General features: G+C 67.6%; 25 protein-coding genes. 14 read left to right on the top strand and 11 right to left on the bottom strand.

Going from position 1 to position 19,199, the window contains the following annotated elements; translation table 11 throughout:
* Positions 1-9: 9 nt before the first annotated feature.
* Positions 10-564 carry a hypothetical protein gene (locus ACIA49_RS20550; protein WP_396378792.1) on the bottom strand — a complete coding sequence of 185 codons (555 nt, stop codon included), beginning with the start codon at positions 562-564 and terminating at the stop codon, positions 10-12.
* A 106-nt stretch (positions 565-670) separates the two neighbouring features.
* Between ACIA49_RS20550 and ACIA49_RS20545 the strand changes: the two genes are divergently transcribed.
* On the top strand, positions 671-1,186 hold the full coding sequence (locus ACIA49_RS20545; protein WP_396378791.1) for a PadR family transcriptional regulator: 516 nt from the start codon (positions 671-673) through the stop codon (positions 1,184-1,186).
* A 12-nt stretch (positions 1,187-1,198) separates the two neighbouring features.
* On the opposite strand, the gene ACIA49_RS20540 is transcribed toward ACIA49_RS20545, so the two are convergent.
* Positions 1,199-1,648 (bottom strand): hypothetical protein, encoded by a 450-nt coding sequence (locus ACIA49_RS20540; protein WP_396378790.1) that lies wholly within the window; start codon positions 1,646-1,648, stop codon positions 1,199-1,201.
* Between the two features lie 13 nt (positions 1,649-1,661).
* Positions 1,662-2,474 (bottom strand): NAD(P)H-binding protein, encoded by an 813-nt coding sequence (locus ACIA49_RS20535; protein ID WP_396378789.1) that lies wholly within the window; start codon positions 2,472-2,474, stop codon positions 1,662-1,664.
* Positions 2,475-2,638: 164 nt separating this feature from the next.
* On the opposite strand from ACIA49_RS20535, the gene ACIA49_RS20530 reads away from it, so the two are divergent.
* Genes ACIA49_RS20530 through ACIA49_RS20500 form a run of 7 tightly spaced genes read left to right on the top strand, consistent with a single transcriptional unit; the run spans position 2,639 to position 7,755 of the window.
* Entirely contained in the window at positions 2,639-3,244 is a 606-nt protein-coding gene (locus ACIA49_RS20530) for a response regulator (RefSeq protein WP_396378788.1), read from the top strand.
* A 50-nt stretch (positions 3,245-3,294) separates the two neighbouring features.
* Positions 3,295-4,086: an endonuclease III gene (gene nth / locus ACIA49_RS20525; protein WP_396378787.1), complete on the top strand. Its 792-nt coding sequence runs from the start codon at positions 3,295-3,297 to the stop codon at positions 4,084-4,086.
* Positions 4,083-4,649 (top strand): redoxin domain-containing protein, encoded by a 567-nt coding sequence (locus ACIA49_RS20520; protein ID WP_396378786.1) that lies wholly within the window; start codon positions 4,083-4,085, stop codon positions 4,647-4,649. Before nth ends, ACIA49_RS20520 begins: the two co-directional genes overlap by 4 nt.
* Positions 4,646-5,395: an NUDIX hydrolase gene (locus ACIA49_RS20515; RefSeq protein WP_396378785.1), complete on the top strand. Its 750-nt coding sequence runs from the start codon at positions 4,646-4,648 to the stop codon at positions 5,393-5,395. The genes ACIA49_RS20520 and ACIA49_RS20515 overlap by 4 nt, the downstream gene beginning before the upstream one ends.
* Positions 5,392-6,564 (top strand): MarP family serine protease, encoded by a 1,173-nt coding sequence (locus ACIA49_RS20510; RefSeq protein WP_396378784.1) that lies wholly within the window; start codon positions 5,392-5,394, stop codon positions 6,562-6,564. Before ACIA49_RS20515 ends, ACIA49_RS20510 begins: the two co-directional genes overlap by 4 nt.
* Before the next feature lie 50 nt (positions 6,565-6,614).
* Entirely contained in the window at positions 6,615-7,106 is a 492-nt protein-coding gene (locus ACIA49_RS20505) for a SigE family RNA polymerase sigma factor (protein ID WP_396378783.1), read from the top strand.
* Position 7,107: 1 nt separating this feature from the next.
* The gene (locus tag ACIA49_RS20500; protein WP_396378782.1) at positions 7,108-7,755 is read left to right on the top strand and encodes a hypothetical protein; all 648 of its coding nucleotides are present in this window, start codon (positions 7,108-7,110) and stop codon (positions 7,753-7,755) included.
* Here ACIA49_RS20500 and ACIA49_RS20495 read toward each other — a convergent pair.
* From ACIA49_RS20495 to ACIA49_RS20480, 4 genes are all read right to left on the bottom strand, one after another.
* The gene (locus ACIA49_RS20495; protein WP_396378781.1) at positions 7,748-8,587 is read right to left on the bottom strand and encodes an alpha/beta fold hydrolase; all 840 of its coding nucleotides are present in this window, start codon (positions 8,585-8,587) and stop codon (positions 7,748-7,750) included. The two genes, ACIA49_RS20500 and ACIA49_RS20495, sit on opposite strands and share 8 nt — an antisense overlap.
* Before the next feature lie 53 nt (positions 8,588-8,640).
* The gene (locus tag ACIA49_RS20490; RefSeq protein ID WP_391548632.1) at positions 8,641-9,033 is read right to left on the bottom strand and encodes a phage holin family protein; all 393 of its coding nucleotides are present in this window, start codon (positions 9,031-9,033) and stop codon (positions 8,641-8,643) included.
* 31 nt (positions 9,034-9,064) lie between these two features.
* The gene (gene nhaA, locus ACIA49_RS20485; RefSeq protein ID WP_396378780.1) at positions 9,065-10,252 is read right to left on the bottom strand and encodes a Na+/H+ antiporter NhaA; all 1,188 of its coding nucleotides are present in this window, start codon (positions 10,250-10,252) and stop codon (positions 9,065-9,067) included.
* Between the two features lie 72 nt (positions 10,253-10,324).
* Positions 10,325-11,272: a glutathione S-transferase family protein gene (locus ACIA49_RS20480; protein ID WP_396378779.1), complete on the bottom strand. Its 948-nt coding sequence runs from the start codon at positions 11,270-11,272 to the stop codon at positions 10,325-10,327.
* Between the two features lie 188 nt (positions 11,273-11,460).
* Here ACIA49_RS20480 and ACIA49_RS20475 point away from each other — a divergent pair, with 188 nt between their 5' ends.
* Complete coding sequence (locus ACIA49_RS20475) at positions 11,461-12,219, top strand: GntR family transcriptional regulator (protein WP_396378778.1); 759 nt, start codon at positions 11,461-11,463, stop codon at positions 12,217-12,219.
* Between the two features lie 227 nt (positions 12,220-12,446).
* Here ACIA49_RS20475 and ACIA49_RS20470 read toward each other — a convergent pair whose 3' ends face one another.
* Genes ACIA49_RS20470 through ACIA49_RS20455 form a run of 4 tightly spaced genes read right to left on the bottom strand, consistent with a single transcriptional unit; the run spans position 12,447 to position 14,853 of the window.
* Positions 12,447-12,806 (bottom strand): hypothetical protein, encoded by a 360-nt coding sequence (locus tag ACIA49_RS20470; RefSeq protein WP_396378777.1) that lies wholly within the window; start codon positions 12,804-12,806, stop codon positions 12,447-12,449.
* Positions 12,807-12,853: 47 nt separating this feature from the next.
* Positions 12,854-13,492 carry a nucleotidyltransferase domain-containing protein gene (locus ACIA49_RS20465; RefSeq protein WP_396378776.1) on the bottom strand — a complete coding sequence of 213 codons (639 nt, stop codon included), beginning with the start codon at positions 13,490-13,492 and terminating at the stop codon, positions 12,854-12,856.
* Between the two features lie 47 nt (positions 13,493-13,539).
* Positions 13,540-14,202: a sugar isomerase domain-containing protein gene (locus ACIA49_RS20460; protein WP_396378775.1), complete on the bottom strand. Its 663-nt coding sequence runs from the start codon at positions 14,200-14,202 to the stop codon at positions 13,540-13,542.
* A gap of 45 nt (positions 14,203-14,247) precedes the next feature.
* Positions 14,248-14,853: an NAD(P)-dependent oxidoreductase gene (locus tag ACIA49_RS20455; RefSeq protein ID WP_396378774.1), complete on the bottom strand. Its 606-nt coding sequence runs from the start codon at positions 14,851-14,853 to the stop codon at positions 14,248-14,250.
* A 51-nt stretch (positions 14,854-14,904) separates the two neighbouring features.
* Between ACIA49_RS20455 and ACIA49_RS20450 the strand changes: the two genes are divergently transcribed.
* The 5 genes from ACIA49_RS20450 (at position 14,905) to ACIA49_RS20430 (ending at position 19,161) form a co-directional block, all read left to right on the top strand.
* Positions 14,905-15,249, top strand: a complete 345-nt coding sequence (locus ACIA49_RS20450) for a winged helix-turn-helix transcriptional regulator (RefSeq protein WP_396378773.1) — start codon at positions 14,905-14,907, stop codon at positions 15,247-15,249.
* Between the two features lie 195 nt (positions 15,250-15,444).
* Positions 15,445-17,379: an acetate--CoA ligase gene (acs, locus tag ACIA49_RS20445; protein ID WP_396379036.1), complete on the top strand. Its 1,935-nt coding sequence runs from the start codon at positions 15,445-15,447 to the stop codon at positions 17,377-17,379.
* 224 nt (positions 17,380-17,603) lie between these two features.
* Positions 17,604-18,239: a hypothetical protein gene (locus ACIA49_RS20440; protein ID WP_396378772.1), complete on the top strand. Its 636-nt coding sequence runs from the start codon at positions 17,604-17,606 to the stop codon at positions 18,237-18,239.
* On the top strand, positions 18,236-18,676 hold the full coding sequence (locus tag ACIA49_RS20435) for a hypothetical protein (RefSeq protein ID WP_396378771.1): 441 nt from the start codon (positions 18,236-18,238) through the stop codon (positions 18,674-18,676). Before ACIA49_RS20440 ends, ACIA49_RS20435 begins: the two co-directional genes overlap by 4 nt.
* Before the next feature lie 71 nt (positions 18,677-18,747).
* Positions 18,748-19,161, top strand: coding sequence for a MarR family winged helix-turn-helix transcriptional regulator (locus ACIA49_RS20430; RefSeq protein WP_396378770.1), 414 nt, complete (start codon positions 18,748-18,750; stop codon positions 19,159-19,161).
* Positions 19,162-19,199 lie beyond the last annotated feature (38 nt).

Raw genomic sequence — 19,199 nt, 5'->3', positions numbered from 1 at the left:
AGATGCCCTTCACCTGGTCCGGAGCTGGGCGGCCTTGGCCTGGATGTGGGCGACGTAGCGCACGGTGAAGATCATCGGTACGACGAACGCCGCGATCTGGACGATGGTCCGAGTGGTCGCGCCGGAGTGCGCGAGGGTGGCGAGCGCGATCGCGGCGACAGCGAAGCTCGCGGTCCAGACGCTCGTGATGATCACGTTGGTGCGGATGAACAGCGGCTGCCCCCAGAACTCGCGGGGCGTGGTCTGCTTGGCGATTCCCAGCGTGAACGGCTTCCGCACGGCCAGCGACGCACCGGCGATCAGGGCGAGCGCGGCCGACGACAGCGCCGGGGTGTAGGGGTGCAGCCCGCTGTCCGGCGTGACGAACGCGATGACGGTGATGGCCGCGAAGAAGACGGCCGAGCCGATCTCGATGATCTGGGCGTCGAGGGTGCGGCCGGACCGGGTCTGCTGGGCGATCAGTCCGATCGAGAGGACCAGGGCGATCAGTGCGGCCCAGTTCCAGTGGGCCGACGGGATGATCGCGTAGACGATCCACGGGGCGAAGGTCCGCAAGTACGACATGAGCAGTGCTCCTAGCTGAGGATCGGATCGGAGGTTCCAATCTCGACATGTCGAAAGTAGAACCTCCACTCTAGACATGTCAAGAGTGGAATGTAGGATGGGCGACATGAGCCTGCGACATGCCCTGCTCGGGCTGCTGGTCGAACACCCCGCCAGTGGCTACGACCTGCTGAAGACCTTCGAGACCTCGCTGGCCAACGTCTGGCCGGCCACCCAGAGCCAGCTGTACGGCGAACTGGCCAAACTCGCCGACAGTGGCCTGATCGTGGTGTCCGAGCAAGGTCCGCGCGGCCGCAAGGAGTACACGCTGACCGATCCCGGCCTGGCCGAGCTCCGTCGCTGGCTGACCGAGACCGAGCCGCAGCGCACCCGCAGCGACGTCCTGCTCAGGGTCTTCTTCCTCGGCGTCCTCACACCCCAGCAGGCGCGCGACTACCTCGACGGGCAGGCCGCCCAGGCGGCGGGACTGCACGCCGAGTTGACGAAGCTCGACGAGTCGATCGACTGGGACGATGCGAACCTCTCCGTCTACGGCCGGATCGCCCTGGAGTACGGCCAGCGCCTCGCGGCGATGCAGCAGGAGTGGGCCGAATGGGCCCGCACCCAGGTCAAACCTGGTTGAGGGCCCGGCGGGTCAGTCGAGCGGCAGGAGTTCCGATCCCCAGTTGTAGGTCCGGGATGCGCCGCTGCTGCTGCCCAGGTAGTTCAGGGCGGACAGCGGGGAGGCCTCGCCGCCCGCCGATCCTCGAAGCCGGCTGGTCTCTTGGTACTTCGAGACGTTGTACGCGTACTTTCCGACGACCTGGATGCAGACGCTCCAGGTGTAGGTATCAGCCTTCAGGTAGATGGTGCGGGAGCTCCACTCGTCCAGCCTGTCGACGAACTCACTCCAGAGGTAGTTGCCTTGAGCAATGTAAATCTTGCGGTCGATACAGATCGGAGGTGCGCCCACCGGTGCGTAGTTGTCGAGGTACCTGTTCTGGGAGAGGAAGGCGCTGTCGGCCGCGGCGGCAGGTGATGCTGTGAAGCCGGCAGTTGTTGCCGCCAGCAGGATGACGGCCAGAAGTGTTCTGGAGATGCGCATGCGAGTCCTGTCGTCAGAAGTCGTTGAGGTGGTCCTGCGCCCAGGTGGCGAAGGAACGAGCGGCGTGGCCGGTGAGGTGGTCGACGGTTCCGGTCAGCCGGACAGGCTTGCCGTCGTTGGACCTCCACCAGTTCAGGAGTGCGTCGGCGTACGGCGCGGCGACGTAGTCGGCCATCTCCTGCTTCCACTCCTCGGGAGTGACGTGGTTGACGGCGATGGGCCGGCCGATGGCGGTGGAGAGCTGGTCGATCTGGTCGGCGAAGGTCAACGACTCGGGTCCGCTGAGCACGTACTCCCGTTCCTGGAACCGTGGCTCGGTCAGCAACGTGAAGGCGGCCTCGGCGACGTCGTACTCGTGGATGGGATCGCTGTGGGCGTTGGGGAACGGGAGACTCACCGGCCGGCCGGTCTTGATCGGCCAGGCCCAGGCGCTCGCGTTGCCCGCGAAGGCGCCGGGCCGCAGGATCGTCGTACCGAGCGTGGAATCCCGGACCGTGTTCTCGACCTCCAGGTGCGACTTCGCGAGGTGGTCGTCGGCGGCATCGAGACCGAGGACGGCCGCGGTGGACAGCACGACGACCTGCTGTACGCCGGCGGCTTCGGCCTCGGTGACGAACTCGGTGATGTGCGCGGATTCGGCGTACAGGAAGACCGAGTCGACGCCGGACAGAGCGGCCTTGAAGGTGGTCGGGTCGGTCAGGTCGAGCTTGATCGACGGGACACCGAGCTTGCCGGGGTCCGACGAGGCCAGGCGTACGTCGTGTCCGGTCAGCAAGGTGGTCAGGTGGCTGGCGACCGCGCCGCGGCCACCGGTGATGAGAATCATGGGATTCCTTGCGGATCAATGGTTCTGGGCAAGGGACTTTCGGGGAGCACTGCCCCTGCTGAGAGTCTGCGGTCGGAGTGGATCCGGGGACAGATACGTGATCACCTTCTGCACTGTGAATCCGTCATGCAGTCATTGGGTGCCGGACGGCATGAAGGAGCCTCGTGATCCGCGTTCTGCTGGCCGATGACATGAAGCTGTTCCGGGCCGCGCTGAAGAACCTGCTCGAGCGGAACGAGGACTTCGAGGTGGTGGCCGAGGTCTACTGCGGAGACCTGATCGTGCCCACCGCGCTCGAGGTGCGGCCGGACGTCGCCGTGGTCGACATCGAGATGCCCGGCCAGGACGGACTGGCCGCTGCCGCCGCGCTCCGCGAGCAGTTGCCCAGTTGCCGGACGCTGATCCTGACCGCGTTCGGCAGTCCCGCGAACCTGCGGCGGGCGATGGCGTCGCAGGCGGGCGGGTTTCTCAGCAAGGACGTCTCTCCGGAGGCTCTCGCGGAAGCGATCCGGCAGGTCGTGGCCGGCATCCGGGTGGTGGATCCGAAGGTGGCCGCCGCGGCGCTCACGCTGCCCCCGAACCCGCTGACCCCGCGCGAGGTCGAGGTCCTCCGGTTGGCTGCCCGCGGCGCGGCGGCACAGCAGATCGCGGTCGACCTGTTCCTCACCACCGCGACGGTCCGCAACTACCTGAGTTCGATCGCGGCCAAGCTCAATGCGCGCACCCAGGTGGATGCCGTCCGGATCGCCACCGACGCGGGCTGGGTGTGACGAGCTCGGCCGACGGAATTCTGTAGGTGGGCGCAAGTAGGCTGGCCTGCATGCCATCCCAGCGTGTCGCGGACACCGCCGTACTGCCTGTTCCCGGGGCTTTGGAGACGGTGACGCTGAAGCTCCCCCGCAAGGCTCCGGTGTTCGCCGACGAGACGTCCAGCCAGCTCGTCCGCAGGGCCCGGAAGATGCACAAGGTGCTCACCGATACCTATCCGGACGCTCACTGTGAGCTCGATTTCACGAATCCGCTCGAGCTGCTCGTGGCCACCATCCTGTCGGCCCAGACCACCGATGTGATGGTCAACAAGGTGACGCCGACGCTCTTCGCGAAGTACCCGACGGCCCAGGCGATGGCCGAGGCCGACCGCGAGGAGATGGAGGCGATCCTGAAGCCGACCGGGTTCTTCCGGGCCAAGACCAACAGCGTGATGAAGCTCGGCCAGGTCCTCGTCGACGAGTATGACGGAGTTGTTCCGGGGAAGCTGGAGGAGTTGGTGAAGCTCCCCGGCACCGGCCGCAAGACGGCGAACGTGGTCCTCGGCAACGCCTTCAACATCCCCGGCATCACCGTCGACACGCACTTCGGCCGGCTGGTCCGCCGGTTCGGCTGGACCGAGGAGGAGGACCCGGTCAAGGTCGAGCACATCATCGGCGCCCTCTTCCCGAAGAAGGACTGGACGATGCTGTCGCACCGGCTGATCTTCCACGGCCGCCGCCGTTGTCACGCCAAGAAGCCCGCCTGCGGCGCCTGTCCGATCGCCCAGTGGTGTCCTTCGTACGGCGCTGGTCCGACCGACTACGAGTCCGCCGCGAAGCTGGTGAAGGTCCCGGCGGCGTGAGGCGTGCACTGGCGGCCGCCGTCCTCCTGACGGTTCTGGCGGGCTGTGGACCAACGCCCAGTACGCCGGAAGCCGGGCCGACCGCGGTCCCAGGAGCCGACAAGCTGGTCGCGTGCCCGCCGACCCAGTCCCGGCCGCCGGTAAGTAACGGGCTGCCCGACGTCACCCTGCCGTGTCTCGGCGGCGGCCCGGACATGCGGCTGGCCGACCTGCGCGGGCCGCTGGTGATCAACGTGTGGGCGCAGTGGTGCCCGCCCTGCCGGGATGAGGCGCCGTACCTGGCTGCTTTGCAGAAGAAGGCTGCCGGCAAGCTGCAGATTCTCGGGATCGACTATGCCGATCCGCGGCCCGAGCTGGCGGTGCAGTTCGCGCTGGAGCGCGAGCTCAGCTACCCGCATTTGGTCGACTCGGACAAGCTGGTGCGCAAGCCGTTCAAGGTCGGCGGTCCGCCGGTGACCGTGTTCGTCGACAAGGACGGCAAGGTCTTCCTGCACAACGGTGTGCTGACCTCGCAGCAGCAGCTCGACCAGCTGGTGAAGGACAAACTGGGAGTTTCACTGTGACGTTCGAGAGTGTCGAGATCCCGGACTGGCTGCACCCGTTGGCCAAGGCCTCCGCGGACGTCGATCCGAACGTGCTCTCCCGCTTCCTGCCGCCTGACGACCCATCGGTGCGGAACTCCGCCGTGCTGATCCTGCTTGCCGAAGGCAACGACGGCCCCGAGGTGCTGCTCACCGAGCGGTCCTGGACGTTGCGTAAACACGCCGGCCAGATCGCCTTCCCCGGCGGCGGCGTCGACCCCGAGGACGACGGCGTGGTGGAGACGGCGCTCCGGGAGGCCCTGGAGGAGACCGGGCTGGAGCCGGCCGGCGTCGTACCGTTCGCGGTCTGGCCGGCGCTCTGGGTTCCGGTCAGCAACTTCGGCGTGTCGCCGGTGCTGGCCTGGTGGCGGACGCCGTCGCCGGTGGCCGTGGTGGACCCGGCCGAGGTGGCCTCCGTCCACACCGTCCCGGTATCGGTGCTGAGCGAGCCCGCCAATCGGGTCATGTGCCTGCACCCGTCCGGGTTCACCGGTCCGGCGTTCTTGGTCGGTGACCTGTTCGTCTGGGGTTTCACCGCGGGGTTGCTGGACAAATTGCTGCTGCTCGGCGGCTGGGCGCGCGACTGGGACCCCTCGAACGTCGTACCTTTACCCGACCGACTGGTGGAAGCGGCCTGGCGGAGTGAGGGCAGCCGGTCGGCGGACGTCCGGCGGATGACCGCCATCGAACACGACCTTGGCGGGAACGATCCGGAGGATGTGGAGTGAGCAACCTCGACTGGGCGCTGGTGGTCGTCACCGTGCTGGTGGCGATCTCGGGGTACATCGAAGGCTTCGTGCTGGGCGCGTGCGCCACGCTCGGGCTGCTCGGTGGCGCCGCCATCGGCGTCTGGGGTGTCCCGCGGGTGCTCGACAACTTCTCGCCGAGCGTCTCGGTCTCGTTCGCGGCCCTGGTCCTGGTGGTGATCCTGGCCTCGATCGGCCGCACGGTCGGTGCCGTGATCGGGTCGAGGCTGCGCAACAAGATCTCGTGGAGCCCGGTGAAGGCGGTCGACGCGCTCGGCGGCGCCGTACTGGCTGCTGCTTCGGTGCTGATCGTCTCCTGGGTGCTCGGCGTCGCGGTGAGCGGTGCCCGGATCCCCAGCGTCACCTCGGCGGTTCGCGGTTCGGCCGTGCTCGCCAAGGTCGACCAGGTGCTGCCCAGCGGCGCTGACAACGCGCTGCAGGCCTTCAACGACGTGGTGAACACCGATCTGTTCCCGCGGTTCCTCGACCCGTTCGTCCCGGAGCGGATCCGCGACACCCAGCCGCCGGACAGCGCGATCGCCCGGCAGCCGCTGGTCCGGCAGGCCTACACCCGGATCGCGAAGGTCACCGGCGTGGCCAACTGCTCCCGCGGTCTGGAGGGCAGCGGCTTCGTCTACGCGCCGCAACGCGTGATGACGAACGCGCACGTCGTCGCCGGTGTCGGCTCCCCGCAGGTGGAGGTGAACGGCAAGTCCTACGAGGCGAACGTCGTCCTGTTCGACCCCGAGGTCGACATCGCCGTCCTGTACGTGCCGAAGCTCGACATCAAGCCACTGCAGTTCGACTTCGCCGCCAAGGCCGACGACCCGGCCGTCGTACTGGGGTATCCGGAGAACGGTCCCTTCGACTCCGAGCCGGCCCGGATCCGCTCCGAGGAGCGCCTGCGGGGACCGGACATCTACGGCGACCGCACGGTCACCCGGCAGGCGTTCTCGATCTGGGCCTCGGTCCGCCCCGGCAACTCCGGCGGCCCGCTGCTGTCGGCCAAGGGCACCGTGTACGGCGTGGTGTTCGCGGCCTCGGTCGAGGACAACCGCACCGGCTACGTGCTGACCGCCGAGCAGGTCTCCGACGACGCCCGCGACGGCGCGACGGCGACACAGGAAGTCTCCACAAAAACCTGTACCTAGAACGCAGCAGATCCGCCTGGCCGCCGCGTTCAAGAGACGTGACGGCAACCATGGACGGGACTGTGATGTACGACGAGTTGGTGCGCGCGACCGAGCATCGGCTCGTCCGCCTCGGCCTGATGCTGACCGGCAACCTGCACAGCGCGGAGGACCTGACCCAGACCGTCCTGGCCCGCGCACATCGCCACTGGGGCCGGATCAGCGGCCTCGAGCACCCCGAGGCCTACCTGCGCAAGATGCTGGTGAACGAGTTCCTCAGCTGGCGCCGCATCCTGAAGAACCGTGAGGTCCCACTCGCCGAGCCGATCGACAGACCCTCCGACGAGGACATCGGCTCCCGCCAGGCGCTGAAGGACGCCACCTGGCGGTTGCTCACCAAGCTGCCCCGCCAGCAACGCGCCGTACTGGTCCTGAGGTACTACGAGGATCTTCCCGACGACGAGATCGCCGCCGTCCTCGGAATCGCCGTCGGCACCGTCCGATCGAACATCTCCCGAGCTCTCGCCAACCTGCGCGATCACCTGTCCACCGAGGAGGACTGACATGCCCAAGCTCACCGACGACCAACTCGGCGACCTCCTCCGTGAAACCTTCACCGACCACGAGGCCGACGTTCTTTTGCCTAAGGCAACTAAACGTCGCCCGCTCGTCCCGGTCCTGGTCGCGGCGGCCGCCGTACTGGCCGTGCTCGGCGGCACGCTCTACACCGTCCACGGCAACGACCCGGTCGCTCCCGTCGACCAGCCTCCAACAGCGTCAGCAGGTCTCCCGGTCTCCTCGGATGCGGCCGCGTGGGCCAAGGCGATCCGGGCCATCGCGCAGGACCACGCCCCGGCCGGCGGCTGGAAACTCCTGGAGATCCACAAGTCGTGGGGTGAGACGGTCTCCACCGGGGTGCGTGTCCCGCTGGGCAAGCGGCCACCGGTGCCGACGCCGGGACACATTCCCCAGTTGGGGCCGGCCGAGCAGGAAGCGATCAGTCGGTCACTGCAGGACGTGGCCACGGTGACCTGGAAAGAAGGCCTGCAGAACCTGTCCGGAGTCTTCGACTCCAACAGCGCGCAGATCGTGATCCATCCGGTGACTCGCGCGCTCGCGCATCGAATGGTGGAGGTTTCGCTGCTCCACGCCGTCTACGACGGCACTCGCTGGAACGTCACCACCTATACCGAGAAGGTCGTCGTCAGCTGAGCCAGTCGAGGAGTTGGGTGGTGAACAGCTCCGGGGTTTCCTCGTGGGGGAAATGACCGGCGGGGGTGATCACCTCGTGCCGCAGCGGCGCCGTGACCAATTCGGACGGCGTCGTTGCGGTGGGGGAGACGGCCGGGTCCTGCGCTCCGTTGATCTGCAGCACCGGTACGGCGACCGGCGTACGCATCCGCGCAGAGTACTTCCGACCGTCCGGCCGCAACCGGGATCGGGCGAACCAGCGGTGATATTCGAGCGCACAATGCGGAGCCGGCCACACCTGCAACGCCGCCCGATAACGCCGCGACGCCTCGGCGTCAGGGAACGATCCGCCCGGCGCAGCCCAGTCGCGCAGCAACTCCTCGATGTGTACGCCGTCATGCGCGAGCAACCGTCGTTCGGGCAACACGGGCAGCTGGAACCACGCCGTACGGGCTAATGCCTTCGTGTGCCCGGAACGGGCCAGCAGCAACGGATGTGGGGCCGACACGGCCGCCAGTGCGCGCACCTGACGGGGAGCCAGTACGGCGGCCGACCAGCCGATGAAACCGCCCCAGCCGTGTCCGACGATCACGGCGTCGGTCGCGCCGAGCGAGCGGATCACGCCCGAGACATCGGCGGCGGCGGTGTAGGGGTCGTAACCACGAGGAGTCTTGTCACTGGCGCCGTACCCGCGAAGATCCATCGCGACCGCGCGATAGCCGGCGGCCGCGACGGCCGGGAGCTGATGGCGCCAGGCCCACCAGAACTCGGGGAACCCGTGCAGGAACAGGACGAGCGGATCATCGGCCGCTCCACACTCGGCGACGTGGAACCGTGCCCCGTTGGCCGCCACCAGCGAGTGCGACCAGGGCCCGTCGACCAGGAGGTCGACAACACCCGCCGGGCTCAGTCGCCCTTGCCGATCGCCTTGAGGACCTCGACCGACTCCTTGGAGGTCTCGATCGCCCGCTCCGGGCCCTTCGCCTTGCCCAGCGCCCGCTTGCCGAGCAGCACCAGCACGGCCGCGATCAGCAGGTAGACCACCGCGGCGGCGACGAACGCCAGCGCCGGGTGCAGGCCGATCGCCACGAAGGCGTAGCCCAGCGCGATGGACAGCAAGATGATCGCGAGCAACCCCAGGAAGCCCGCGGCGCCGAACATTCCGACACCGGTCCCGGCCGAGACCGCGGTCTTCTTGAGCTCGGTCTTGGCCAGCTCGACCTCGCTGCGGACCAGGTCGGACAGGTCCTTGCTCGCCTTGGCCACCAGTTGGCCGACCGTGGGCTCGTCCCCGCTCATGGTGCTCCTTCCGTGCGTCCGTGCTCCGACACTACCGTGCGTACCGGCGGTTGCGACGGACGAGTAACACCGAAGCGGCAAGTGCCGCGAGCACCGAGGCGATCAGTACGGCGGCCTTCGCCCGCTCGACCTGCGCGATGTCACCCGCGAACGCGAGCTGTGCGATCAGCAACGCCACGGTGAACCCGATTCCGGCGAGCACCGAGACGGCCGCGACATCTCGCCAGGCGAGGTCGGAGTTCAGCTCGGCACGCGTGAAGCGCGCGGTCAGCCAGGACCCGCCGAAGACGCCGATCGTCTTGCCGACCAGCAGCCCCGCGGCGATGCCGATCGCGACCGGATCGGTCACCAACTGCTTGAGGGTGTCGCCGCTCAACGTGACCCCGGCCGCCAACAACGCGAACACCGGTACGGCGAGGCCCGCCGACCACGGCCGCAACCGGTGCTCGATGCGTTCGGCGGGAGCGTGGTCCTCACCGGGGTCCGCGACCACGCGGGTGACGAAGCCGAGGGCGACACCGGCGATCGTGGCGTGGATCCCGGACTCGTGCATGAACCACCAGGCCGCGATCGCGATCGGTACGTAGAGGAACGCCGTACGGATGCGGTAGTGCTGGAGGACGTACCAGACGGCGATCAGGGCGGTTGCCGCCAGCAACGGAACCAGCCGGAAGCCGTGACTGAAGAAGATCGCGATCACCAGGATCGCGCCGAAGTCGTCGACAACGGCAAGCGTGAGCAGGAAGGCTCGGAGCGCGCTGGGCAACGAGGAGCCAACGATCGCCAGCACTGCCAGGGCGAACGCGATATCCGTTGCCGTCGGCACCGCCCAGCCTTGAGGCTTGCCGTCCTTGAGGTTGACGGCCAGATAGATGATTGCCGGGAGCACCATTCCGGAGAGCGCCGCGGCGACCGGTACGACGGCCTCGCTGAGCTTCGACAACGAGCCGACCACGAGCTCGCGTTTGAGCTCGACGCCGGCCAGGTAGAAGAACAACGTGAGCGCGCCGTCGGACGCCCACGATTCGACCGTGAGCGGGCCGAGCTGCAGATCCCGCAGGTGGTGATACGCGTCCTGCCACGGCGAGTTGGCCCAGATCAGCGCGATGACGGCGGCGCCGAGCAACAGCAATCCGCCGGTCGTCTCGGCGCGCAACGTATCCGCGATGAACGTCCGCTCGCGGTCGAGCAGGTTGGGAAAGACGCGTCGGGTGCTCATGAGGGGCCCTTCGGCATTCGGGGTCGGTCGACTCATCGCCGACCAGACTTCCCGGCACACCCAGTAGTCAGTCTACCGAGTCCAGACGCTCGCCTCCGGGCCCTTGGGCACGATTCCGGTCGGGTTGATGGTGTTGTGTGTCACGTAGTAGTGGCGTTTGATCTGGTCGAAGTCGACCGTCTCGCCGAAGCCCGGCCGCTGGTAGAGCCGGCGGGCGTAGGCCCACAGGTTCGGGAACTCGGTCAGCTTGGTGCGGTTGGCCTTGAAGTGGCCGTGATACACCGCATCGAAACGCACGAGCGTCGTGAACAACCGGACGTCGACCTCGCTGAGCGTGTCGCCGAGCAGGTAGTCACGGCCCTGCAGCCGCTCCTCGAGAACATCGAGCTGGGCGAACAGAGCGTCGTACGCCGCCTCGTAGGCCTCCTGCCCGGTCGCGAACCCGCAGCGGTAGACGCCGTTGTTCACGTCGCGGTAGATCTCCTCGATCAGCTGGTCCATCTCGGTGCGATCTTCGGGGATCAGTTGCGGGGCGTCGGGTTTGTGGTGGTCGGTCCACTCGGTCGACAGGTCCAGCGTGATCTGCGGGTAGTCGTTGGTGACGACCAGACCGGTCAGGGTGTCGACGATCGCGGGCACCGTGACGCGGCCGTCGTACGAGGGATCTGTCCGGAGGTAGGCCTCGGAGAGGTACTGGATCCCGAGCACCGGGTCCCGGTCGTCAGGGTCGAGGGTGAACCGCCAGCCCTTCTCGTCCCGGATCGGGTCGACCACGGCCAGGCTGATCGCATCCTCGAGCCCGAGCAGCCGCCGTACGATGACTGATCGGTGAGCCCACGGACAGGCGAGGCTGACCACCAGGCGGTACCGCCCGGCCTCGACCGGCCAGCGGCCCTCGCTGTCCGGCCCCTCACCGGGGGACGAGTCCGAAGCGCGGCTGATCCGGTCGGTGAACCGGTTGCCCTGCCGCTTCCACTCGCCGTTCGATCCACTTTCGTTCACGAACTGTGCGCGACGCATAACGTTAAAACTACCCTGACTCGTCACTGGCCGTGAGTCGGTGGCAGCGGTTACAGTCGGGCTGTCATGGTCCACCGCGCCAACGCCGTCGCGGTAGTCCGCAAGCACCACGTCCGGTCGGTACGACGTTCGCGGTCAGCGCCCCCGGCAACTGGTTTGCCGGCCACATTCCCAGGGATACTGAGCTCATGGCCCGCCCACGGAACAACCCCGGCGACCTCGCCGACCTGCCTACCGAGCTGCGGCCCGACCGGCCCAAGGGTGACCAGATCCGCGAGATCCTGGAGAACCTCACCCGCTCGCTGGCCGTCGGTACCGTGCTCCCCTCGGAGCGTGTCCTCGCCGAGCGCTTCGGCGTGGCCCGGATGACGGTCCGCCAAGAGGTCGACCGCGTGGTCGCCGAAGGCCTGGCCGCCCGCCGCCCCGGCGGTGGCACCTTCGTCGCCGAACCCCGCCCCTCGCGGATGCTGGCCTCCTCCTTCAGCCAGGACATGGTCAACCGCGGCATCACCCCCGGCGCGCGCGTCCTCGAGCACCGGGTCGGCGCAGCCGACGACGTACTGGCCCGCGAGCTCGAAGAGCCCGTCGGCACCCCCGTCCTGCACCTCGTCCGCCTCCGCACCGCCGACGGCGAACCCATGGCCATCGAGCGCACCGCCCTCTCGCTGCGCCGTTACCCCGGCCTCGACGAAGTAGACCTCGCCGCAAACTCCCTCTACGGCGTCCTCGCCGAACGCTGGGGCGTAGCCCTGGGCATGGTCTCCGCCTCCATCGTCGCCGCCCCACCCGAAGGCGACGACGCCGAACTCCTCGAGATCGCCCCCACCACCCCCTGCCTCATCATCACCTCAGCCCCCCGCACCGCCTCCGGCGAAGTCATCGAATTCGGCCGCAGCACCTACCGCTCCGACCGCTACGACATCACCGTCGCCTACCGAGCCACCTAGCCCTTCCCCGCGTGTTCGCGGTCGCTCCTTCGTCGCGCTCGCCCGCGCGCTGCCCGCCCACCCTCAGCTCCTCCCGGGCTGCCGCCCGGGGTTTGCGGGCTACGCCCGCGATCGACCGCTACGGGGTGGACGTGTGCTCGGTGTGGAGATGAGCAAGGCGCGGCGCGCATGGGTTGTGACGCACGGATGTCACCCGCGATCGCGGACCGCCCTTCCCGCGGATGAAGTCAGCACAGCTTGCCGGCGCCGTCGACGAGTTTGGTCGCGTTGCGAAAGGCGGCCTTCGCCTGTTCGCCGGTCACGTAGACCATGCCGTAGTGGGCGCCGTCCTTGACGTCCAGCAGGCGGCGCAACGCCGTTGCCATCACCTTGCCGTCGGCCCCGGCCTGCTCCACCAGTTTGATCGCTTGGCGATGATCCTGTCCTCGCGACCGTTGGCCGAGCGCGGCACAGCAGGCCGCGTCGGCGGCGGCGATGCCGGCGAGTACGGACAGGGCGGCAACGACATTGTCAGTCGCCAGGTCGTCCTCCTCAAGGCCGACCAGATCGGCAGCGTCGAGGAAGGCCCGTGCCTGATGGAGTCTCACTCTCGCCTGCCCGACGCCGCAGTCCTCGGTTCGTGCGGCTGCTCGTGTCACTGCTCAATTCCCTTGTGTGCCAGGCGGTTTCGCAGCTGCCGGAAGTCTTCTCCGTAGACCGTTACGCAGTCGCGGAGCCAGTCCTTCACGATGGGTTCACCGGACTCGATATGAGTGCGGAGCTCGCCAGGGCTGACGTCATAGACCTGTAGGTGGTTCCCCGTCCATGCGTGGACCCCGTCGGACAGCGAGCTGACCTGTTGTTCCCAGGGCGGGTCGATGTGGTCGGTCGGGCGTACGACCAGGAGGTCGATGTCGCTGTCCGGGCCACCATCTCCACGCGCCGCCGAGCCGAACAGGCATGCTGCCCACGGCTTCTCCGCCCACTCTGCCTCGATCGCCTGGCGCATGCGCTCGATGAGCCGGCCACGAAGATCGAGGAGCTCGATGACCGCGTCCGCTGCCACGTGCTGCCGATTCAGCAGGTACTGCGTACTGGCACCAACCTCGGTGGCGGTCACGAGACCGGTGCTGGCCAGCCTGTGCAAGACCTTGCGCACACCGGTCTCGCTCCCTGACTCGGCGAGCTGGTGAATCTTCCTCCCCGTCAACGGCATGGAGGTTCGAGCCAACACGGCCAGCACCGGCCCATCCAGCGTGGCGATGACGGTAGAGATCGGATGGCGTAGATCCATATCCCCACTATAGTGCCGATATCAGCACAAAAGTGCCGATTAAACCTCTACGCGTTCAAGCTGCGGAGAATGTTCGGCTTCTCCAGCCGGCTGACAATCTCCACCGTCAATGCCTGGACCAGCAGAGCACCAACCACAGTCGAAGTCGCACCTGTTCGCTCAGGAGTGGTGTCCACCGCGATCAGCGCGTCACCCGGCACTCCGCAGTTGTCCAGCACCACATCGGCGGTCTCGAAAAGCCGCTGCCCACCAGGGGCTCGGGACGTGACCGCGGCGGTATGCGCCATCGACGTCAACGCGATGACACGGGCTCCTCGGGCTCGCACGCCCAGGGCGAACTCGACCGGTACGGCGTTCCGTCCGGAGTTGGAGGCGATCAGTACGACGTCGCCCGCCGCGATGTCGTTGACCTCCAGCAGTACGTCGGCCAGCCCGGGCAGCCGTTCGAGCAGCGAACTCTTCGTCAATCCCTCGTGCAGCATCAGCCCCGGTTCCAGAACAGCCCGTACGTCGGCCAGCCCGCCGGCCCGCCCGTACAGCTCCTCTGCAATCAGATGGCTGTGCCCAGTCCCGAAGACCCAGAACCGATGACCACCAGCGAACGCGTCGACCACCAGTGACGCAGCGACCTCGATCGCGCCGAGTTGGGTCTCGGCCGCGCGGTGTGCGATCGCCAACGCCTCTTGCAGGTACTCCGATGCCCCGGTCATGCGCGCGAACCTACCGCCGAACCGGGGCGTCAGCGAGCATCCGAACTAGACCACTTGCCCCGCGACTACCCCGTACGCCGAGCGGTGGTGCCGCGGGCGGTCTACCTCGTCCACGAGCGCGATCGCGAGATCGGCGTACGAGATCAGCTCGCTCGCATCAGCCGGCGCGACCCGATAACCGCCCACTCGGGCGGGCGCAGCGTGGTTGAAGTCGCCGGCCGGTGCTACGGATACCCAGTCGAGGGCTGAGGCCTGGAGAGTGTCCAACGCCGCCTGGTGCATCAGATAAAACGACCGGTACTCGTTCGGATATCCAGGAGTGTCCATCAGGAGAGAACCGTCCGCGGTCGGCAGGATCGAGGCCAGCCCGACCCACACGAGCCGCTCGACGCCTGCCTTGGTCAACCCGTCGACCAACGCCTCACTCGCGTCACTGAAGAACGTAGGGCCGCTGTCGTAGACGCTCGCGATCACCGCGTCGTGCCCGGCCGCCAGCTCGGCAATCCGCCGCGCATCCGTCACATCACCGTCGACCAGCCCATCACCGCCCGAACGCGCGACCGCCGTCACCTCGTGACCGCGTGCCACCGCCTCGGAGACCGCTGCCTTCCCTGCGCGCCCGCGGGCGCCGATCACCATGATTCTGCTCATGCGGCCGAAAGTAGCCAGGACGTTGGTTACCGCTTGGATACTCTGAAAACCATGGAGGCCTTGCGCGCGGACATGTTCGAGGAGATCTGCCCGTCGACCCTGCTCCCGTTCCGGATCGGCCCGGACAAGTGGGCTGCCCTGGTCATCCGCTGCCTGGAGGACGGCCCTCGCCGCTTCTCCGAACTCCGCGTTCCGCTGGCCCGCGTCACCCCGAAGGTGCTCACCCAGTCCCTCCGCGCACTCGAGCGGGACGGTTTCGTCCGCCGTACCGCGGAATCCAGGCGAGTCACCTACGAGCTCACGGATCTCGGTCACGGCCTGCTCAAGCAGCTCTACGTCCTCTGCGACTGGACCGCCGACCACTGGGACGATCTCCTCGACGCCCGCGAATCCTGAGCCAGGGTCAGACCACCCGTCGTACTGGTCGTTCTGTTCGGCGCAGGAGGACGACTGCTGGGCGATACCAAGGTTCCGTGCGCGGGTTTGCATTGGTAGAAAGGGGGCGGGCGCTGCGACGCGCCGAAGCTACGAGGAGGAGTCGTCGACGTGCCGAACGAAGATTCATCGCAGTCCGAAGCCCTGTCGAACCTGATGCACGAGGAGCGTCGGTTCGAGCCGCCGGCCGAGCTGGCGGCGAACGCGAACCTGAAGGCGGACGCGTACGAGCGGGCCGAGGCCGACTTCGAGGGGTTCTGGGCCGAGCAGGCCAAGCGGATCACCTGGGCCGTCGAGCCGACCGAGACGCTGGACTGGAGCAACCCGCCGTTCGCGAAGTGGTACGCCGACGGCAAGCTGAACGCGGCATACAACTGCGTCGACCGGCACGTGGAGAACGGGCTCGGCGACAAGGTCGCCTACTACTTCGAGGGTGAGCCCGGCGACACCCGCGAGATCACCTACGCCCAGCTGAAGGATCAGGTCAGCCAGGCGGCGAACGCGCTGCTCGAGCTGAACGTCCAGGCCGGTGACATCGTCGCGATCTACATGCCGATGATCCCCGAGACCGTGGTCGCGATGCTCGCCTGCGCCCGGATCGGCGCCCCGCACACGGTCATCTTCGGCGGGTTCTCGTCCGAGGCGCTGAAGGACCGGATCATCGACTGCGACGCGCGCGTCGTGATCACCTCCGACGGCGGCTACCGCCGTGGCGCGCCGGCCGCGCTGAAGCCCGCCGTCGACGCGGCGCTGGTGGACTGCCCCGACGTCCGCAACGTGGTCGTCGTGCAGCGGACCGGCCAGGAGACCGCCATGGTCGAGGGCCGCGACCTGTGGTGGGAGGACTTCGTCGGCAAGCAGTCGACCGAGCACACCCCCGAGGCCTTCGACGCCGAGCACCCGCTCTACGTCATGTACACCTCCGGCAGCACCGGCAAGCCGAAGGGCATCCTGCACACCACCGGCGGCTACCTGGTCGGTACGTCGTACACGCAGTGGGGCGTCTTCGACCTCAAGCCGGAGACCGACGTCTACTGGACCGCCGCCGACATCGGCTGGGTCACCGGCCACAGCTACATCGTGTACGGCGCTCTCGCGAACGCGACCACGTCCGTCCTGTACGAAGGCACCCCGGACACCCCGCACCAGGGCCGTTGGTGGGAGATCGTGCAGAAGTACAAGGTCTCGATCCTGTACTGCGCTCCGACCGCGATCCGCACGTTCATGAAGTGGGGCAAGGAGATCCCGGAGAAGTTCGACCTCTCCACCCTGCGCGTGATCGGGTCGGTCGGCGAGCCGATCAACCCCGAGGCCTACATCTGGTACCGGGAGAACATCGGCGGCAACAACGCGCCGGTCGTCGACACCTGGTGGCAGACCGAGACCGGCATGCACATGATCTCCCCGCTCCCCGGCGTCACCGCCGGCAAGCCGGGCGCAGCGATGAAGGCCATCCCCGGTGTCAGCGTGGACGTCGTCGACGACGCCGGCAAGTCGGTACCGAACGGCTCGGGCGGCTACCTGATCATCGACAAGCCGTGGCCGTCCATGCTCCGCACCCTCTGGGGCGACGACGAGCGCTTCAAGGACACCTACTGGTCGCGCTGGCCGGGCGTCTACTTCGCCGGTGACGGTGCCAAGAAGGACGAGGACGGCGACATCTGGCTCCTCGGCCGCGTCGACGACGTCATGAACGTCTCCGGCCACCGCCTGTCCACCACCGAGATCGAGTCCGCCCTGGTCTCGCACCCGAAGGTCGCCGAAGCCGCCGTCGTCGGCGCCTCCGACCCGACCACCGGCCAGGCCATCGCCGCCTTCGTCATCCTCCGCTCCGAAGCCGGCGACGGCGGCCCCGACGTCGTCCAGGAACTCCGCAACCACGTCGCCAAGGAGATCGGCCCGATCGCCAAGCCCCGCCAGATCATGGTCGTCGCCGAACTCCCCAAGACCCGCTCCGGCAAGATCATGCGCCGCCTGCTGCGCGACGTCGCCGAGAACCGTGAGGTAGGCGACGTCACCACCCTCGCCGACTCCACCGTCATGGACCTCATCAAAACCAACCTCGACGCCGGCAAATCCGACGAGGACTGAGTCCCGTATCACCACCGGACCCCGTACGCCGCACCTCGGCGTACGGGGTCCGTCTGTTCAGCCCCGGCCGCCGGCCGGACCTCTTATGATCGGATAACTAATTATTCGATCATAAGAGCTTCACTGGTTGCGGATAGGCGGTACGACGACCCCTGTACGCCGTACCGACGAACGCCGTATCGGCGATCGCTCTGCGTAGGCCTGGGGGCGGCTAGGGTTTTCGGGTGCTGGAGGCGAAGCGGATCGAGCAGACGAATCAGGAGCGGTGGGGGCTGGCGCAGCAGTGGGGGTGGCGGTTTCGGGCTGAGGCGCCGGAGTTGGTGGACGGGTGGCGGGTGTTGCCGTTCACCGAGCGGGGGGATCAGCGGATCGCGTTCGGGGTGGTGGACGGGCTGTTCAACCAGGTGCCGTTCGTGGCGTTCGACTTTCATCGGCGGCCGAAGGTCACGCATGTGCATGATGCGTGGACGAATCGGGAGATCAACACCGTCGACGACGTCACGATCGACACGGTGTGGGTGGTGAAGCTGCCGATGGCGCTGCCGTTCTTCCAGATCGCGTCGAGTATCGATCCGGCGTTCGACGTGGATCCCTGTCCGGAGCCGCAGACGCCGGACCCGAAGTTCAACCGGTGGTACAAACTGGTCGGTACCGATCCGCAGGTGGCGGCGTACTTCCTGCATCCGGGACTGATGCGGTTCATGCGCCAGGCGAAGGTGCATACCTGGGCGGTGGTGGGGGACGATCTCCTGGTGATGGAGCATCCGATCTTCGGGCGGACCAAGCCCGACGACGTCGTCGAGACGCTGGGCAAGATCATGCAACTGGTCGGCCTGCTGCCGTTCCCGGCACCGCGATGACCGCCGTCCTCGCGATCATCCATGCCGGGCTGGCTGCGGCCTGGGTGGGCGGGATGGCGTACTCGTTGTTCGTGATCCAGCCCAAGCTGAAGCGGTACTTCGGTCCTGACGCGGCCGGCCGCGAGGCGCTTACCACGGTGATTGCCTCAGGCAACCGATGGAAGGTGATCGGGCTGATCGTCGCGATCACACTCAGTGGGGTGGGATTGCTGCTGCTCAACGACGAGCACTGGTGGATCCATGCGATCAAGGGGATGTTGTTGCTCATGGCAACGGTTATCTTCTGGTACGTCTCCTGGAAGCACTGGCCGGCCCGCGTCTTCGCGACCACCGCCGAACTGCCCGTTCTGCAGCGGCGGTTGATCGTCCTCGCCACCACCATGCTCGCTCTCGCCGGGCTCGCGTTCGCGCTCGGTGTAGTGGCCACGCATCTATGACGTTTGTCACTGGGCAGTAGGCGGATTTGGGTGTATGTGCCAGGATCGAGCTTCTCGTCGGAGGTGATCGCGTGGAGCAGGAAACCCTGCAACTGCTGGTGAGCATGCACCGGATCGTCCGGTACCTGCGCCGGACCCGAAGCGCCGTCCTGCACCCGACCCAGTTCCTGGCCCTGATGCTGATCGCCGACGAGCAACCGATCCGGATCGGCGAGATCGCCACCCGCGTCCCCTGCTCCCAGCCGACCGCGACCACCACGGTCGCGGCCCTGGAAGAGGCCGGCCTGGTACGGCGTGAGCCGGATCCCGTGGACGGTCGCGCGACTGCCGTCGTACTGACCGAGCTCGGGGCCACCACCGTCGCCGAGTCCGGCCGCCAGGCCGCCGACGAGTTGACCAAGCTCCTGCACCGCCTCGACCCCGACGAGCGCGCCCAGGTCCTCCAGTCCGGCGAGCTCCTCGACCGGATAGCCCGCGACCTCTGACAGGTCTGGGGAGCTAGGCCGGGGTCGGTACGGAGTAG

Source organism: Kribbella sp. NPDC051587 (assembly GCF_044453945.1).
In the GTDB taxonomy this organism is placed as follows: domain Bacteria; phylum Actinomycetota; class Actinomycetes; order Propionibacteriales; family Kribbellaceae; genus Kribbella.
This window is presented reverse-complemented; position numbering and strand designations above follow the sequence as displayed.

What these genes read in the sequence shown, in the direction of transcription:
- ACIA49_RS20435 (WP_396378771.1), top strand. Translation starts at nt 18,236, where the DNA reads ATGACCGCCGTCCTCGCGATCATCCATGCCGGGCTGGCTGCGGCCTGG.
- ACIA49_RS20480 (WP_396378779.1), bottom strand. Translation starts at nt 11,272, where the DNA reads ATGCGTCGCGCACAGTTCGTGAACGAAAGTGGATCGAACGGCGAGTGG.
- ACIA49_RS20465 (WP_396378776.1), bottom strand. Translation starts at nt 13,492, where the DNA reads ATGGATCTACGCCATCCGATCTCTACCGTCATCGCCACGCTGGATGGG.
- ACIA49_RS20540 (WP_396378790.1), bottom strand. Translation starts at nt 1,648, where the DNA reads ATGCGCATCTCCAGAACACTTCTGGCCGTCATCCTGCTGGCGGCAACA.
- ACIA49_RS20450 (WP_396378773.1), top strand. Translation starts at nt 14,905, where the DNA reads ATGGAGGCCTTGCGCGCGGACATGTTCGAGGAGATCTGCCCGTCGACC.
- nth (WP_396378787.1), top strand. Translation starts at nt 3,295, where the DNA reads ATGCCATCCCAGCGTGTCGCGGACACCGCCGTACTGCCTGTTCCCGGG.
- ACIA49_RS20505 (WP_396378783.1), top strand. Translation starts at nt 6,615, where the DNA reads ATGGACGGGACTGTGATGTACGACGAGTTGGTGCGCGCGACCGAGCAT.
- ACIA49_RS20535 (WP_396378789.1), bottom strand. Translation starts at nt 2,474, where the DNA reads ATGATTCTCATCACCGGTGGCCGCGGCGCGGTCGCCAGCCACCTGACC.
- ACIA49_RS20545 (WP_396378791.1), top strand. Translation starts at nt 671, where the DNA reads ATGAGCCTGCGACATGCCCTGCTCGGGCTGCTGGTCGAACACCCCGCC.
- ACIA49_RS20490 (WP_391548632.1), bottom strand. Translation starts at nt 9,033, where the DNA reads ATGAGCGGGGACGAGCCCACGGTCGGCCAACTGGTGGCCAAGGCGAGC.
- ACIA49_RS20455 (WP_396378774.1), bottom strand. Translation starts at nt 14,853, where the DNA reads ATGAGCAGAATCATGGTGATCGGCGCCCGCGGGCGCGCAGGGAAGGCA.
- ACIA49_RS20550 (WP_396378792.1), bottom strand. Translation starts at nt 564, where the DNA reads ATGTCGTACTTGCGGACCTTCGCCCCGTGGATCGTCTACGCGATCATC.
- acs (WP_396379036.1), top strand. Translation starts at nt 15,445, where the DNA reads ATGCACGAGGAGCGTCGGTTCGAGCCGCCGGCCGAGCTGGCGGCGAAC.
- ACIA49_RS20500 (WP_396378782.1), top strand. Translation starts at nt 7,108, where the DNA reads ATGCCCAAGCTCACCGACGACCAACTCGGCGACCTCCTCCGTGAAACC.
- ACIA49_RS20475 (WP_396378778.1), top strand. Translation starts at nt 11,461, where the DNA reads ATGGCCCGCCCACGGAACAACCCCGGCGACCTCGCCGACCTGCCTACC.
- nhaA (WP_396378780.1), bottom strand. Translation starts at nt 10,252, where the DNA reads ATGAGCACCCGACGCGTCTTTCCCAACCTGCTCGACCGCGAGCGGACG.
- ACIA49_RS20460 (WP_396378775.1), bottom strand. Translation starts at nt 14,202, where the DNA reads ATGACCGGGGCATCGGAGTACCTGCAAGAGGCGTTGGCGATCGCACAC.